The organism is Streptomyces sp. NPDC048417, assembly GCF_040651615.1.
Taxonomy (GTDB): Bacteria; Actinomycetota; Actinomycetes; order Streptomycetales; family Streptomycetaceae; genus Streptomyces.
Genome location: NZ_JBEZKI010000028.1, coordinates 90,788 through 105,958, shown reverse-complemented (window position 1 = coordinate 105,958; position 15,171 = coordinate 90,788). Strand labels below are relative to the sequence as shown.

The window sequence follows — 15,171 nt, the reverse complement described above, 5'->3', positions numbered from 1 at the left end:
GTAACAGGCCTGTGGCCGGAGCCGGACGGAACCGCGAGACACCGTGCATTACCTTCTCTTTACGTTAAGTGGGGAGAACCTTTCCTGAACCCCAGGGAGGACGATCACGGTGACAAGGACCACGGCATACGCGGCGACGACGGGCATCGCCCTGCCCGAGCAGCCGACGGCCCCGGCCCGCGAGCGGTGCGGGGGGCTCCCCCACGCTCGGCTGCGCTCGCGCGGGGGGACCCCCATGGCGCCGGTCGTCCGCGATCTGCGCGACCGGGCCGGCCACAGCCCGCACGGTCTGCTCTTCGGCCCCCGTGACCTGGTCGTGGTCACCGGGCTGCCCGGAAGCGGCAAGTCCACCCTGATGCACCGCACCGTCCAGGGCAGACGGATCGACTCCCAGGACACCCGCGACCGCTGGGACGCCCGTCTGGCCCGCTTCCTGCCGTACGCCCTCTACCGCCCGCTGGTGCGCCTCGCGCACTACGCCGGACTGCGCCGCGCGCTGCGCACCGGCGAGGGCGTGGTGGTGCACGACTGCGGTACCCAGGCCTGGGTGCGCGACTGGCTGGCCCGCGAGGCCCGCCGCCGCGGCGGCACCCTGCACCTGCTGCTCCTGGACGTCACGCCGGGCACGGCACGGGACGGCCAGCGTGAGCGCGGCCGGGGCGTCTCCCGGTACGCGTTCCTGCGGCACCGTCACGCCGCCGGCCGCCTGGTGCGCGCGGTGGAGCAGGGCGGGCTGCCCCAGGGCGTCGGCTCCGCGGTGCTGCTTGACCGGGACGCGGCGGACGTGCTGTGCCGGATCGCCTTCCAGGAGGCGGAGGAGCCCGCCGGGTGAGGCTTTCCGGAAAGCGGGGCGGCTCACGGGGTGAGGCATTGTCACAGCCACCCGCTAGCCTTTTCAGCCTCAGCAGCAGTGGTTTCCAGCAGGCGGTAGGCAGATGGACTTCCCGGCGGACATTCCCGCGGACTTCCCGGCACAGGCGCACCCCCACCCGCACGGCGGTTGGCCCGGCAACGAACTGGAGGAGGTGCTGTCGGCCTCCCTCGGCGTCCCCGCGGCGGCGGGCCGGCTCATCGAGGTACTGGCCCGCAGTTTCCTGTGGATCCCGCTACCGGAGGGCGGCGGCCCGCACAGCGGCCCGCTGGACCTGCCCACCACGGAGATCGAGGGCCGGGTGTACGTCCCGGTCTTCAGCTCCGAGGAGCAGTTCCGCCAGGTGGTCGGCTCCCATCTGTCGTACACGATCGCCCCGGCCGTCGAGTTCGCCCGCGGTCTGCCCCCGCAGGTCGGCATCGCCGTGAACCCCGGGGGAGTGGTGGGCGTCCCGCTGCCGCCGGAGGCGGTCGCCGAGCTGTGCCGGACCGGCCGCAGCGAACTGGACGGCCCCGCCTCGGGCGGCCGGGTCCGGCTCTTCGAACCGGACTGGCAGGACGACCCGATGGACTTCCTGGCCGCCGCCTCCGCCGAGTTCGCCGGGACCGGCGTGGTCGCCACGGCCCGCCGCTGCCTGGCCGCGGTCGAGACGGCGGACCCCGTGATGTTCGTGGGCGTCGAACTCTCCCACTGGGAGGGGGACATCAGGGCGCTGCCCCTGGAGGCGCTGGGCAAGGCCCTCGGCCGGGTCCCGGTGAAGTGGCCGGTGAACCTGGTCCTGCTCGATGTGGCGGACGACCCGGTGGGCCACTGGATGCGGGAGAACGTCCGCCCCTTCTATCAGTACGGTCACTAGAAACGCCGTTGGGGTACCCGACCGAGGGAGGCGGGACCGTGCCGATCTGCGGCTCCGCCGCGTGGGCGGGAAGTTCCACGACGAACCCGCACTCGCGTCCGGACAATCGGCTCCCACCCCTTGGGCGCATAAGCTGTCTCCAAACGCGGGGTAACACATGAAGGGGCGGTAACACGTGAGCGCCAGCGGCACCGCGGCGACCGGACAGGTCGAGCACATGCTGCGCCAGGTAACCCCCGGGCGCTACGACGCCTACGAGGCACTCCTCCGCGCCCTCGCCACGCCCTCCTCCGGCCAGATCTGGATGCTGCTCTGGCACGGCCAGGCCGGCTCCCCCGACGCCCAGTACGGGAACATGGAGGTCGACGGCCACGGCTACGCCCCCTGCGTGACCTCGGCCCAGGAACTCTCGGCGAGCGGCTGGAACCGTTCGTACGAGGTGGTCGACGGTCTCGACGTGGCCCGCACGCTCTATCCCGACCACTACGGTCTGTGGCTCAACCCGCACGCCCCGGGCGGCGGTGTCGGCATCCCCTGGCTGGACCTGCGCCGCATCGCGACGGGACTGGACCGGCAGCCCGCCGGGCCGCTGCGCCTGTCGGAACCGGCCATCGAGATCCCGCAGTTCTACGCGCTGCTGTCGCAGAACGCCCACCGTACCGCCGCGGTCCGCTCCCTGCGGCGTGCCTGGGTGCAGCCGGCGCTGGGGGCGCCGTATCTTGCGATCGGCCTCGACGTCTACGACACGTCGCCGCCGGCGGTGGACTCGGTGCGGGCGATGATGCAGCAGTCGATCGGGGCGGTGCCGGACGGGTTGCCGGTATCCACGGTCGCCATAACCGATGAGTACGACCCGATCGTGATGTGGATGAGAGCGAGTGCCCGTCCCTTCTACGACCGTGAGGCGCATGAGGCGTCGCCACCGGCGCACGCGGCGGGATACGGGTACCCGCCTGCCCGCAGGGGCTACTGAGCCGCCTGCCGTCCGCACAGACGAAACGGGACCCCGCACCGCTGCGGGGTCCCGTTCCTACGCGTCGCGTGTCACGCGTTCTCGCGCAGCCACTCGTTGTGGGAGTCGCCCTTCATCGGGGTGACCATGGCGTGTTTCCACTTCACCTCGGTCTTGGAGCACTTGGCGACGTCCCAGATGTACTTCGTGATGGTCCGGGACTTGGCCAGGTGCCACATCCGAATGCGCTGGGTCCTGCCCTTCTCGATGTAGAGCACGTACTCCCACTCCTCTTTGTGGGACCACTTCTTCGTGAGCTGCACGCCGGCCTTGATCTCGGCCTCGGCGATCCACTTGCCGATCTCCGCCTCGGCCTCGCCGGGGCAACTCCACAACGGCGCCGGCCGAGGCCGTACCCGCCGACACCGCGACGATGGTCAGTGAGCCCGCCGGCGTCGCGAGGGCGGCGCCGGCGCGGTGAGCTACCCGCCTGTCGTCATGACTCCCTGCACACGACCAACTGCCCATGGGTGAGGGCGAGTTGGGCGCTCTGTCTGTTGGCAGTGGGGACGCTGGCGTCCGGGTCCGGGATCCGCCAGCGGAGTTGCCGGGCGCGGCTGACGAAGGCTCAAGGAATCCTCAAATGTCGTCCTTTGCGTCTGATGGGCCCTGTGCCCGATGAGTCGATTGTCCCGATTGATCAGGCAGTGAATTGCCGCGCAATGGCCGCGAATGCTTTCATGTTGTTTCCACGGCGTGAGGTGAATCACATCTCCGGTCCGGGTCGGCGGGCCTTGTGTTCGCCCCGCGCGATTCCGCGTCCGCATAACGGGAAACCGCTGCTTGCATCACGGTTGCGCATCCATTCGCCGTCAAGGCTGGCGACTGATCGCTTGGGCGTTTAAGACTCCCTTCGCTAGGGGTTCGCCCTCTGTGTGACTGATCGTTCGAGGCCGCTACCAGCGGCAAACGCGCGCCGGCTACCGCCGGTTGAGAGGGGTCCCTGCCAGATGACGGCGCCATTGCACGACACGACCGCGGAAGCGGCCCCCACTGTGTCGCCGGAGACGGGAGGCGGCACGAAGATCGAGGGCCGGACCCTCAAGCAGATCGCCTGGCGCCGTCTGAAGCAGGACAAGGTGGCGCTCGCAGGGGGCGTCTTCGTGGTCTTCCTGGTACTGGTCGCGGTCTTCGCTCCGTTGATCGTCTCGCTGCTCGGCCACCCTCCGAACGAATTCCACCAGGAGAAGCTGGACCCCTTCACCAACCTTCCCCAGGGTGCTTGGGGCGGTGTGAGCGGTGACTACCTCTTCGGAGTCGAGCCCAACAAGGGGCGGGACGTTTTCAGCCGTATCATCTACGGTGCCCGTATTTCGCTCCTCGTGGCATTTCTCGCCGCGGTGGTCGCGGTGGTCCTCGGCACGCTGTTCGGTGTCGTGGCGGGCTACTTCGGAGGCTGGGTCGACTCGCTGATCAGCCGCGTCATGGACGCCCTGCTCTCCTTTCCGCAGTTGCTGTTCATCATCTCCCTGGTCTCGGTCCTGCCCGACGACCTGCTGGGTCTGACCGGCTCGGGAGTGCGCATCGCTGTCCTCGTCCTGGTCATCGGCTTCTTCGGGTGGCCCTATGTCGGCCGCATCGTCCGCGGTCAGACGCTCAGCCTCAGGGAGCGCGAGTACATCGAAGCGGCGCGAAGCCTGGGCGGAGGACGTCGGCACATTCTGTTCAGGGAACTGCTGCCCAACCTCGTCGCACCGATCCTGGTGTACGCGACCCTCATGATTCCCACCAATATCCTCACCGAGGCGGCCCTCAGCTTCCTCGGGGCGGGTGTCCGGCCGCCGACCGCGTCATGGGGCGGCATGCTCCGTGACGCGCTGCAGACCTACGAGCACGACCCGATGTTCATGGTCTTCCCCGGTGTCACGATCTTCGTCACCGTCCTTGCTTTCAACCTTTTCGGGGACGGCTTGCGTGATGCGCTGGACCCCAAGGGAACACGCTGACGCACCTCTTGCCCCTGCCTTACTGTCAGGTGGCTCTCTTCATGGTTCTCCGGCACAGGCCCGGGAACGCGGATCTCGGAGGTTACGAGAAAATGTCCACAGGTTTCCCGAGGCGGCGATTTGTCGCCGGAGCGTCTCTCGTGGTGGCAGCGCTGGTGGGTACCACCGCATGCGGCGGCGGCGGGGACGACAGCGACAGCAAGGACAAGGGCGCCGGCTTCAACGCTGCCCTGAACAAGGTCGTCAACGCGTCCACCAAGAAGGGCGGGACGCTGAAGTTCATAGGCAAGCAGGACTTCGACTCCCTTGACCCGCAGCGCACCTACTACGGCATGACCTGGGACTTCATGCGGTACTTCAGCCGCACCCTGGTCACCTACGACACCAAGCCGGGTGACGCCTCCAACAAGCTGGTCGGCGACCTGGCCACCGGCCCCGCGCAGGTCTCCACCGACGGCAAGACCTACACCTACAAGCTGCGCTCCGGACTCACCTGGGAGGACGGCTCCAAGCTGACCTCCGAGGACGTCAAGTACGGCATCGAGCGTATCTGGGCCACCGACGTGATCACCGGAGGCCCGGCGTACCTCAAGCAGACCCTCGACCCCAAGGGCGAGTACAAGGGTCCGTACAAGGACAAGACCAAGGACAAGCTGGGTCTGAAGGCCATCGCGACCCCCGACGACCAGACCATCGTCTTCAAACTGCCCAAGCCGAACGCCGACTTCGAGCAGTTCCTCGCCATGCCCACCGGCGCACCGGTCAAGGCGAGCAAGGACACGGGTGCCAAGTACACCCAGCACCCGTTCTCCTCGGGCCCGTACAAGGTTCAGTCCTACGACGCCGGCAAGAGCCTGACGCTGGTCCGCAACACCGCCTGGAACAAGGCCTCGGACCCGATCCGTCCGGCGCTGCCGGACAAGATCACCGTGACGATCTCCGCCAACCTGGAGGAGAACGACAAGAAGCTGATGGAAGGTGACTACGACCTCGACGTCAACGGCACCGGCATGACCCAGTCGGGCCGTATCACCGCGGTCGAGGACCACCGGGCGGACGTCGACAACATCCAGACCTCCTTCGTCCGGTACGTGGCCCTGGTCCACAGCGCGAAGCCCCTGGACAACGTCCACTGCCGCAAGGCCGTCTTCTACGCGACCGACTTCGCGGGCCTGCAGCAGACCCGTGGCGGCGCCCAGGCGGGCGGTGCCATCGCCAACTCGGTCTTCCCGACGTCCATCCCGGGCTACTCCGACTACGACCCCTACGGGATCCTGGCCCGCAAGGGCAAGCCGGACGACGCCAAGGCCAAGGACGAGCTGAAGCAGTGTGGCAAGCCGAGTGGCTTCTCCACCAAGATCACAGCGCGGACCAACAACCCGTCCGAGGTGGACACGGCCGAGGCCCTGCAGGAGCAGCTCGCCAAGGTCGGCATCAAGATCGAGGTCGACTCGATCGACGGTGCCCAGTCCTCCAGCATCACCGGCTCGCCGAAGGTCGTGAAGTCGCGCGGCTACGGCATGACGATGAGCGGTTGGGGTCCCGACTTCGCCACCGGCCAGGGCTACGGCCAGCCGCTGTTCGACAGCCGGTTCATCTTCGACAACGGCAACTACAACGAGTCGCAGATCAAGGACCCGCAGATCGACAAGCTGTTCGATGAGGCGATCGCGTCGACCGACCCGGCCAAGTCCAAGGCGTACTACGAGCAGATGAACAAGCAGCTCCTCGACAACGCCGACTGGATGCCGTTCATCTACGAGAAGAACATCTCCTGGCGCGGTCCGCGTCTGACGAACATCTACTCGTCCGCTGCCTACAACGGCCGCTACGACTACGTCTCGCTGGGCGTCGTCAAGTAGTCGACGCACACCCGAAGTGATCGCACCCTTGCCGCCGAAACCCGCCAGTCCGAAGGGCAGGTGATGGCCCTGGCGGTGGCCGGGACCTCCCACGAGGAGGCCCGGCCACCGCCGGGCCGCACACAGTGCTTGCTTATCTCATCCGGCGTCTGTTCGCCATAATCGTCATGGTGCTGGTCGTTCTGCTCGCGACCTTCACCGTCTTCTACGTCCTTCCGAAATGGGCGGGCCAGGACGTCGCCGTCCTGTTCGCGGGCAAGGCCACCGGGGCCGAACAGATCGAGGGCATTCGCACCAAGCTCGGTCTCGACCAGCCGGTGCTCGTGCAGTTCTGGGACTTCATCAAGGGCATCCCGCTCGGACGTGACTACGCCAACGGAAACGACGTCACGCACTGCCCCGCGCCCTGCTTCGGCTACTCCTTCGTCACCGAGAAGCCGGTGTGGGACACCTTGAAGGAGGCGATGCCCGTCACCGGCGCGCTCGCCGCCGGCGCGTGTGTCCTGTGGCTGGTGGCAGGTGTCGCCGCCGGTATCGTCTCCGCGCTCAAGCGGGGCTCGTTCTGGGACCGTGCCGCGATGGTCGGCGCGCTCGCGGGTGTCTCCCTGCCGGTCTTCTTCACCGGCATGGTGGCCATGGGCCTGTTCGTGCACAGCCTTGGCTGGATCCACCTCAAGGACGACCTGAACACGGGCGACTCCATCGGGGTGTGGTTCGAGACGCTGCTTCTACCATGGATCGTGCTCGCCCTGCTCAACGCCGCGATGTACGCACGCCTGACCCGGGCCACCATGCTCGAGGTGCTCGGAGAGGACTACATCCGCACCGCCCGGGCCAAGGGACTCGGGGAGCGGGTGGTCATCACCAGACACGCCCTGCGCTCCGCGATGACCCCGATCCTCACCGTCTTCGGCTTGGACATCGGTGCGCTGCTCGGCGGTGCCGTGCTGACGGAGTCCACGTTCAACCTTCCTGGCCTCGGCCTCGCCGCGGTCCAGGCGATCAGCAGTCATGATCTGCCGGTCATTCTCGGGGTGACCCTGTTCGCGGCCCTCGCGATCGCCGTCGCCAACCTCGCCGTGGACCTCTTGTACGCTGCCATCGACCCGCGAGTGAGGCTGGGATGACCGAACTGCACCAGAGCGGAGCGGCTGTGGGCGAGCCCACGCTCACCTCGCCCGCCCCGACGTCCTTCCTGGAAGTGCGCGACCTGAAGGTGCACTTCCCGACCGACGACGGCCTGGTCAAGTCCGTCGACGGGCTCAGCTTCACGTTGGAGAAGGGCAAGACCCTCGGCATCGTGGGCGAGTCCGGCTCCGGCAAGTCGGTGACCTCGCTCGGCATCATGGGCCTGCACACCGCCGGCCAGTACGGCAAGCGCAAGGCACAGATCTCCGGCGAGATCTGGCTGGACGGCACCGAGCTGCTGTCCGCCGACCCCGACCACGTGCGCAAGCTGCGCGGCCGGGACATGGCGATGATCTTCCAGGACCCGCTGTCCGCGCTGCACCCGTACTACACGATCGGCCAGCAGATCGTGGAGGCGTACCGGATCCACCACGACGTCGACAAGAAGACCGCGAAGAAGCGCGCGGTCGAGATGCTCGACCGGGTGGGCATCCCGCAGCCCGACAAGCGCATCGACAGCTACCCGCACGAGTTCTCCGGCGGTATGCGCCAGCGCGCGATGATCGCGATGTCGCTGGTCAACAACCCCGAGCTGCTCATCGCGGACGAGCCGACGACCGCCCTGGACGTGACCGTCCAGGCGCAGATCCTCGACCTGATCCGGGATCTGCAGACGGAGTTCGGCTCCGCGGTCATCATCATCACCCACGACCTGGGCGTCGTCGCCGAACTCGCCGACGACATCCTGGTGATGTACGGCGGCCGCTGCATCGAGCGCGGACCGGCCGAGGAGGTGTTCTACGAGCCCCGCCACCCCTACACCTGGGGACTGCTCGGCTCGATGCCCCGCCTCGACCGTGAGCAGCAGGAGCGCCTGATCCCGGTCAAGGGATCCCCGCCCTCGCTGATCAACGTCCCGTCCGGCTGCGCCTTCAACCCGCGCTGCCCGTACGCCGACGTCCCGAAGGACAACGTCACCCGCACGGTCCGCCCCGAGCTGACCGAGGTCGGCAGCCAGCACTGGGCCGCCTGCCACATGACGCATGAACAGCGGGAGCGGATCTGGACCGAAGAGATTGCGCCGAAGCTGTGAGCGAGGACAAAGCGGTGACCATCCCTGCGCAGAGCGAAGGCGCCACCCTCACCAAGGACGCCGCCCCCGGCGAGACCCTGCTGAAGGTGACCGGGCTCCAGAAACACTTCCCGATCAGAAAAGGCCTGCTCCAGCGGCAGGTCGGTGCCGTGCACGCGGTCGACGGCCTCGACTTCGAGGTCAAGTCCGGTGAGACGCTGGGCGTCGTGGGCGAGTCGGGCTGCGGCAAGTCGACGATGGGCCGGCTGATCACCCGGCTGCTGGAGCCGACCGGCGGCAAGGTCGAGTTCGAGGGCAGGGACATCACCCACCTCGGTGTGGGCGCCATGCGTCCGCTGCGCCGCGACGTGCAGATGATCTTCCAGGACCCGTACTCCTCGCTGAACCCGCGCCACACCATCGGCACGATCATCAGCGCCCCCTTCAAGCTCCAGGGCGTCACGCCCCCGGGCGGTGTCCGGGCGGAGGTCCAGCGGCTGTTGTCGGTCGTGGGCCTCAACCCCGAGCACTACAACCGCTATCCGCACGAGTTCTCCGGCGGTCAGCGCCAGCGCATCGGCATCGCCCGCGCGCTCGCCCTGAACCCGAAGCTGGTCGTGGCGGACGAGCCGGTCTCCGCGCTCGACGTGTCGATCCAGGCCCAGGTCGTCAACCTGCTGGACGACCTCCAGCAGGAGCTCGGCCTGACGTACGTGATCATCGCGCACGACCTCTCGGTGGTCCGGCACGTCTCGGACCGGATCGCGGTGATGTACCTCGGCAAGATCGTGGAGCTGGCCGACCGCGAGTCGCTGTACAAGGCGCCGATGCACCCGTACACCAAGGCGCTCATGTCGGCGGTGCCGATCCCGGACCCGCGGCGCAGGAACGCCAAGAGCGACCGCATCCTCCTCAAGGGCGACGTGCCCTCGCCGATCTCCCCGCCGAGCGGCTGCCGCTTCCACACCCGGTGCTGGAAGGCGACGGAGATCTGCAAGACGACCGAGCCGGCGCTCGTCGAGCTGAAGCCCGGTCAGCAGGTCGCCTGCCACCACCCGGAGAACTTCGAGGACCAGGCCCCGCAGGACACCGTGCTGTTGACCGTGGCCAAGGAGGCGGCCGAACTGGTCGCCGACGAGGTGCTGGCGGAGTCGGCGGAGACGTCGGCGGCGGTGGCCGCACTGGAGGCGGAGACGGCCGCCGAGGCCAAGACGGCGGAGCAGCCGGCCGCGGAGGCGGAGGCACCGGAGGCGGTCGCTGAGGCGGAGGCACCGGAACCGGTCGCCGAGGCGGAGACGCCGGAACCGGTCGCCGAGGCGGAGGCAACGGAGGCGGTCGCTGAGGCGGAGGCGCCGGAGACGGCCGAGGAGTCCGAGGCTTCTGACGCCTCCACAGCCGAGTCACAGAACTCCCAGGAGTCAACGGGCAAGTAGCCCATGACACAACTGGGTAAAGGCATGTACATGCCCTGACGGGAGGGCGCAGAGTCGACCGTGTCTGTTCGCTGACCAGCACGCTCGAAAGGGACGACTCATGCGCCTCTCCCGTTCGGCACGTCTGGCGGCTGTCGCGACCGCGGCAGCCGCCTCCTTCGTCATCGCGGCCGCGCCCGCCCCCACCCCGGGCGCCGACGGCATCGGCGACCCCTACTTCCCGCAGCTCGGCAACGGCGGCTTCGACGCCCGCCACTACGACCTCGACGTCGCCTACGCCCCGGACACCGGCCGCCTGGACGGCCGTACCACCCTCACCGCCCGCGCCACCCAGAACCTCTCCACCTTCGATCTCGACCTCCAGAAGCTGGAGGTCACGCGCGTCGAAGTGAACGGCAGACGCGCCCAGTTCACGCGCACCGGCGACGAGATCACCGTCACGCCGAGGAACCCGCTGCCCAAGGGACACGAGTTCACCGTCTCCGTCACCTACGGCGGGATACCCGAGGCCCTCAACGGCCCCATCGTCTTCGGCTCCGACTACGGCTGGATGAAGACCGCGGACGGCGTCTTCGTCGCCTGCGAGCCCAACGCCGCCTCCACCTGGTTCCCGTCCAGCGACCACCCCTCCGACAAGGCCACCTACGACATCCGGATCAAGGCGCCCAAGGGCCTGACCGGCGTCTCCAACGGCCGGCTGGTCTCGACGTACGACAAGGGCGCCTCGACGTACAGCCACTGGCGCGAGAGCAGGCCCATGGCGACCTATCTCGCCACCGCCACCATCGGGAAGTTCGACGTGCAGACCGGGAAGACGCCCTCCGGCATCCCGATCTACGTCGCCATCGACCCGGTCCTCGCGAACAGCAACAGCGTCGACGTGTACGCCGTGACGGCCGCCGCCACCGACTACTGGTCGCAGGTCTTCGGGCCGTACCCGTTCGAGGAGACCGGCGCGATCGTCGACGACATGCCGGAGGCGGGGTTCTCGCTGGAGGTGCAGAGCAAGCCTGCCTACTCGGCGGTGCGCAACGAGACGACGATCGTGCACGAGCTGGCCCACCAGTGGTTCGGCGACTCGGTGAGCGTGGCGCAGTGGAAGGACATCTGGCTCAACGAGGGCTTCGCCACCTACGCCCAGTGGCTGTGGGCGGAGCACCAGGGCACCCGCTCGGCCCACGACTCCTTCCTGGCCGGCTACAACTCCCGCGCCGCCGACAACCCCTTCTGGGGGACCGTCGTCGCCGACCCGCAGCGCGACACCATGTTCGCCTCCGCCGTCTACCAGCGCGGCGCGATGACCCTCCAGATGCTGCGCGAACGGATCGGGGACACCGCGTTCTTCAAGCTCCTCCCCGCCTGGACGAAGCTGCACCGCTACGGCAACGCCGACACCGCCGACTTCATCCGGCTCGCGGAGAAGGTCTCCGGGCAGCAGCTCGACGACCTGTTCCAGACCTGGCTGTTCACCACAGGGAAACCCGCCCTGTGAGCCTGGCTTTGTAAGGTTCATGCACCCTGACAGGTCACAATGTCAGGGTGCAGCTCCAGCAACTCTTCTCTCCCTCCGTCCAGCACACGCTCGACGTCATCGGTATCTTCGTGTTCGCCATCTCCGGCGCGCTGCTGGCCGTCCGCAAGAACTTCGACGTCTTCGGCATCGCCGTGCTCGCCGAGGTCACCGCGCTGGGCGGAGGGATCTTCCGGGACGTGATCATCGGGGCGGTGCCCCCGGCCGCCTTCACGGACCTGGGGTACTTCATCACCCCGCTGCTCACGGCGCTCGTGGTGTTCTTCCTGCACCCGCACGTCGAGCGCATCCAGTCGTCGGTCCTGGTCTTCGACGCGGCCGGCCTCGGCCTGTTCTGCGTGACCGGCACCACGAAGGCGTACTCCTACGGCCTCAACCTGACCGCCTCGGTCGCCCTGGGGCTCGCCACCGCGGTCGGCGGCGGTGTGCTCAGGGACGTGCTCGCCAACGAGGTTCCCTCGCTGCTGCGCTGGGACCGCGACCTGTACGCGGTCCCGGCGATCGTCGGGGCGACGATGGTGGCGCTGTGCATCCACTACGACACGCTGACCCCGTTCACCAGCGGGCTGGCGGTCGTCACCGCTTTCGTGCTGCGCCTGCTCGCGATGCGGTTCCACTGGCGAGCGCCGCGTGCGTGGAATCGACGGACGACGGTTCGCGAGGAGTAGGACCGGAGTGGGCACGGCTCTGGCCCATGTTGACCGTCAGCCATGCGAAGACCGTCGGCACCTGGGGCCGCCACAGCGCCATGTTGTGGCCGCCCGCGCTGCGTGGCAGGAACACCACGTGCACGGTGGTCGGGGCCTTGGCGAGCTGTTCGAGCGCCACTCCGGCCTGGTAGCCGTCGCCGGACTCACCGGAGAGGTAGAGGGCGATCCGGGGTGGCGTGGCCGCCTTCCTGAGGAGCAGGTAGGGGTTGTTCCGCTCGCGCAGGGTCACGCTCTGCGCGGCGAGCGAATTGCGTTCGCCGATCGGGTCGTTGTAGCCGGAGAGGCTGATCGCGGCCCGGTAGCGGTCCGGGTGGGCCACGGCCAGCTTGACCGCGCAGTGCGCGCCCGCGGAGTAGCCGGCGACCGCCCAGTTCGCCGGAGCCGCGGCGGCGCGGAAGTTGTCGGTCACCATCCTCGGCACGTCGATGCTGAGCCAGCTGTCGGCGTTCACCGTGCCCGGGATGTTGGCGCAGCCGGTGTCCACACCGGCCAGCAGGTTGGTGCGCGGGGCGACCAGGATGAAGGGCGCGACCCTGCCGCTCCTCATCAGCGGCAGCAGTTGCTCGTGCACCTTCAGTGAACCGAACCAGGCCTTGGCCGAGCCGGGGTAGCCCGGCAGCAGCTCCACCACCGGGAACCTGTGGTTGCGGTACGCCGGTTCGTCGTACTGGGGCGGCAGCCAGACGTAGACCTCGGCGTTCACGCCCGAGACCCGGCCCTTGAGCTGGGTGACCCGTACCCCGCCGGCCGCGTGCATGGCCGCTCCCTCGGCCGTCGTGAAGGTCTGCCTCACCTTGGGCAACCGCTTCAGCGCTATGCCGCCGGTCCCGTCCTGGCCGAGGTTCGCGGCCTGCTGGACATGGTCGCCGGTGCCGAGCAGGTCGGCCCAGTTGTCGTACAGGTCGTTCTGGTTGTTGACCACTACGAAGATCAGCGTCACCGCGGTGGCCTGCGCGAACAGCAGCATCAGGACCCGGGCCACGGTGCGCACGGCCTGGGGTCCGCGCATCCTCGACCACAGGACGAGCGGCAGTATGAGGGCGACCACGGACAGGACGATGGTCGTGTAGAGGAACGGAGTCCCGGTGAGGCTCATGTCCCCATAGAGGGGAATTCCCGGCTCCGGGTTACGGACGTGTCCGGACACTTACCTAGAAATTGCCGGAACCTCACCCGGCGGGGGGACCCCTTACCCGTCGATCATCGTATGAGCGGCCCCCATCTCGGAAAAGCTACCGCTTAGTAATTTCCTGTTGTACTGTTCAGCCATGCCAGAAGCAGCTTCCACGCGAGCCGTGATCGGCGACAGCGAGTTCGACCGCGACACCGCGGTCACCCGGCGTGCGCCCGGGGTCTACGACATCGACCTCTCGGCCGGCTGGACCATCATCAGCGCCGTCAACGGCGGCTATCTGCTGGCCGTCCTCGGCCGGGCCCTCGCGGACACGCTGCCGCATCCGGACCCGTTCACCATCTCCGCGCACTACCTGACCGCGTCCCAGCCGGGCCCGGCCGTGATCCGCACGGACACCGTCCGCACCGGCCGCACCCTCTCCACCGGCCAGGCCTCGCTCTTCCAGTACGACGGCGACGGCAAGGAGGTCGAACGCATCCGCGTCCTCGCCTCCTACGGCGACCTCGCCACCCTCCCCGACGACGTGCGCACCACGGCGGCCCCGCCCGCCATCCCGTCCATGGACCAGTGCTTCGGGCCCGAGACCGCATCAGACATCCGACTGCCGTCGGGTGGTCCGGCGCCCGTCGACGGCAGCTCCGCCATCACCGAACGCCTGATGCTCAAGCTGGACCCGTCGACCCTGGGCTGGGCCCTCGGCGCCCCCTCCGGCCGGGGTGAGATGCGCTCCTGGTTCGGCCTCGCGGACGGCCGTGACGCCGACCCCCTGTCCCTGCTCCTGGCGGTCGACGCGCTGCCGCCGACCGCCTTCGAGATCGGCCTCAAGGGCTGGGTCCCCACGGTCGAACTCACCGTCCACGTCCGTCACCGCCCCGCCCCGGGCCCGCTGCGCGTCTCCATCACCACCCGCAACCTGGCCGGCGGCTTCCTGGAGGAGGACGCCGAGGTCTGGGACAGTGCGGACCGACTCGTCGCCCAGTCGCGGCAGTTGGCCCGGGTCCGCCTCGGCTGACGTCTCCGCCGGGACCCCGTTCTGTCACGGACGTGTACCAGCGAGTAAACCGCGCCGTCCGGAAAGACGCAGGTCAGCGCCGTGATTCGAGCCGCCCTTTACCCGAGTCACAGGCCGGGGACAGCGCGGGCCCAAGTACGCCCTAAGCGCCGTTGGTTGAGTGCCACGTCTCAGGACTCCCTCATCCTTTATGGAGCTGGCTCTCATGAAGCGTGTACGTCTCGTCCCCGCGGTCGCCCTGCTCGCCGTGTCTCCGCTGCTGCTGACCGCGTGCGGCTCGGGCGACTCGTCGTCGTCCTCCGGCAGCGGCAACTCCGGCCAAACGCAGTCCTGTCAGGCGCCGTCGGGCATGCCGACCGGCAACGCCTCCGGAAGGCCGAGCGGCGCTCCCTCCGGTGCGCCCACGGGCAACTCCACCGTCAAGCCGACCGGCACCCCCACCGGCATGCCGAGCGGCGGTGCGGGCGCCGGCGGCCAGGGCGGCCCCGGCGGCGGTCAGGGCGGCGGCGGTTGCGGCGGCGGTCAGGGCGGTCCCGGCGCGGGCGGTGCGGCGCCCAGCGGGGCACCGACCCAGCAGGCCACGAAGAGCTGACGCCAGGCGTG

At 68.6% G+C, this 15,171-nt stretch carries 14 protein-coding genes; 12 read left to right on the top strand and 2 right to left on the bottom strand.

Annotated features, from left to right (window positions below; all coding sequences use genetic code 11):
* Positions 1-103: 103 nt before the first annotated feature.
* The 3 genes from AB0D59_RS36995 to AB0D59_RS36985 all read left to right on the top strand — a co-directional run bounded on the left by AB0D59_RS36995 (position 104) and on the right by AB0D59_RS36985 (position 2,700).
* Positions 104-832, top strand: a complete 729-nt coding sequence (locus AB0D59_RS36995; RefSeq protein ID WP_362575148.1) for an AAA family ATPase — start codon at positions 104-106, stop codon at positions 830-832.
* Between the two features lie 103 nt (positions 833-935).
* On the top strand, positions 936-1,727 hold the full coding sequence (locus AB0D59_RS36990; protein ID WP_362575048.1) for an enhanced serine sensitivity protein SseB: 792 nt from the start codon (positions 936-938) through the stop codon (positions 1,725-1,727).
* A 175-nt stretch (positions 1,728-1,902) separates the two neighbouring features.
* Complete coding sequence (locus AB0D59_RS36985; RefSeq protein WP_362575047.1) at positions 1,903-2,700, top strand: enhanced serine sensitivity protein SseB C-terminal domain-containing protein; 798 nt, start codon at positions 1,903-1,905, stop codon at positions 2,698-2,700.
* Positions 2,701-2,771: 71 nt separating this feature from the next.
* On the opposite strand, the gene AB0D59_RS36980 is transcribed toward AB0D59_RS36985, so the two are convergent.
* The gene (locus AB0D59_RS36980; RefSeq protein WP_362575045.1) at positions 2,772-3,074 is read right to left on the bottom strand and encodes a hypothetical protein; all 303 of its coding nucleotides are present in this window, start codon (positions 3,072-3,074) and stop codon (positions 2,772-2,774) included.
* A 615-nt stretch (positions 3,075-3,689) separates the two neighbouring features.
* On the opposite strand from AB0D59_RS36980, the gene AB0D59_RS36975 reads away from it, so the two are divergent.
* From AB0D59_RS36975 to AB0D59_RS36945, 7 genes are all read left to right on the top strand, one after another.
* Positions 3,690-4,685 (top strand): ABC transporter permease, encoded by a 996-nt coding sequence (locus tag AB0D59_RS36975; protein ID WP_362575043.1) that lies wholly within the window; start codon positions 3,690-3,692, stop codon positions 4,683-4,685.
* Positions 4,686-4,777: 92 nt separating this feature from the next.
* Complete coding sequence (locus tag AB0D59_RS36970; RefSeq protein WP_362575041.1) at positions 4,778-6,547, top strand: ABC transporter substrate-binding protein; 1,770 nt, start codon at positions 4,778-4,780, stop codon at positions 6,545-6,547.
* Positions 6,548-6,672: 125 nt separating this feature from the next.
* Positions 6,673-7,674, top strand: a complete 1,002-nt coding sequence (locus tag AB0D59_RS36965; RefSeq protein ID WP_362575039.1) for an ABC transporter permease — start codon at positions 6,673-6,675, stop codon at positions 7,672-7,674.
* Positions 7,671-8,768, top strand: a complete 1,098-nt coding sequence (locus AB0D59_RS36960; RefSeq protein ID WP_362575037.1) for an ABC transporter ATP-binding protein — start codon at positions 7,671-7,673, stop codon at positions 8,766-8,768. The genes AB0D59_RS36965 and AB0D59_RS36960 overlap by 4 nt, the downstream gene beginning before the upstream one ends.
* Entirely contained in the window at positions 8,765-10,180 is a 1,416-nt protein-coding gene (locus AB0D59_RS36955) for a dipeptide ABC transporter ATP-binding protein (protein ID WP_362575035.1), read from the top strand. The genes AB0D59_RS36960 and AB0D59_RS36955 overlap by 4 nt, the downstream gene beginning before the upstream one ends.
* A 100-nt stretch (positions 10,181-10,280) precedes the next feature.
* Positions 10,281-11,672, top strand: coding sequence for a M1 family metallopeptidase (locus tag AB0D59_RS36950; RefSeq protein ID WP_362575033.1), 1,392 nt, complete (start codon positions 10,281-10,283; stop codon positions 11,670-11,672).
* 47 nt (positions 11,673-11,719) lie between these two features.
* On the top strand, positions 11,720-12,379 hold the full coding sequence (locus AB0D59_RS36945; RefSeq protein ID WP_362575031.1) for a trimeric intracellular cation channel family protein: 660 nt from the start codon (positions 11,720-11,722) through the stop codon (positions 12,377-12,379).
* Here the strand turns inward: AB0D59_RS36945 and AB0D59_RS36940 are convergent.
* Positions 12,288-13,517: an alpha/beta hydrolase-fold protein gene (locus AB0D59_RS36940; RefSeq protein WP_362575029.1), complete on the bottom strand. Its 1,230-nt coding sequence runs from the start codon at positions 13,515-13,517 to the stop codon at positions 12,288-12,290. The genes AB0D59_RS36945 and AB0D59_RS36940 overlap by 92 nt on opposite strands.
* 172 nt (positions 13,518-13,689) lie before the next feature.
* On the opposite strand from AB0D59_RS36940, the gene AB0D59_RS36935 reads away from it, so the two are divergent.
* Positions 13,690-14,568: a thioesterase family protein gene (locus tag AB0D59_RS36935; RefSeq protein WP_362575027.1), complete on the top strand. Its 879-nt coding sequence runs from the start codon at positions 13,690-13,692 to the stop codon at positions 14,566-14,568.
* A gap of 205 nt (positions 14,569-14,773) precedes the next feature.
* Positions 14,774-15,160, top strand: a complete 387-nt coding sequence (locus AB0D59_RS36930) for a hypothetical protein (protein ID WP_362575025.1) — start codon at positions 14,774-14,776, stop codon at positions 15,158-15,160.
* Positions 15,161-15,171 lie beyond the last annotated feature (11 nt).

Excerpts from the sequence above, each read along its gene's own strand:
- AB0D59_RS36930 (WP_362575025.1), top strand. The coding sequence starts at position 14,774 with ATGAAGCGTGTACGTCTCGTCCCCGCGGTCGCCCTGCTCGCCGTGTCT.
- AB0D59_RS36940 (WP_362575029.1), bottom strand. The coding sequence starts at position 13,517 with ATGAGCCTCACCGGGACTCCGTTCCTCTACACGACCATCGTCCTGTCC.
- AB0D59_RS36960 (WP_362575037.1), top strand. The coding sequence starts at position 7,671 with ATGACCGAACTGCACCAGAGCGGAGCGGCTGTGGGCGAGCCCACGCTC.
- AB0D59_RS36970 (WP_362575041.1), top strand. The coding sequence starts at position 4,778 with ATGTCCACAGGTTTCCCGAGGCGGCGATTTGTCGCCGGAGCGTCTCTC.
- AB0D59_RS36950 (WP_362575033.1), top strand. The coding sequence starts at position 10,281 with ATGCGCCTCTCCCGTTCGGCACGTCTGGCGGCTGTCGCGACCGCGGCA.
- AB0D59_RS36990 (WP_362575048.1), top strand. The coding sequence starts at position 936 with ATGGACTTCCCGGCGGACATTCCCGCGGACTTCCCGGCACAGGCGCAC.
- AB0D59_RS36935 (WP_362575027.1), top strand. The coding sequence starts at position 13,690 with ATGCCAGAAGCAGCTTCCACGCGAGCCGTGATCGGCGACAGCGAGTTC.
- AB0D59_RS36975 (WP_362575043.1), top strand. The coding sequence starts at position 3,690 with ATGACGGCGCCATTGCACGACACGACCGCGGAAGCGGCCCCCACTGTG.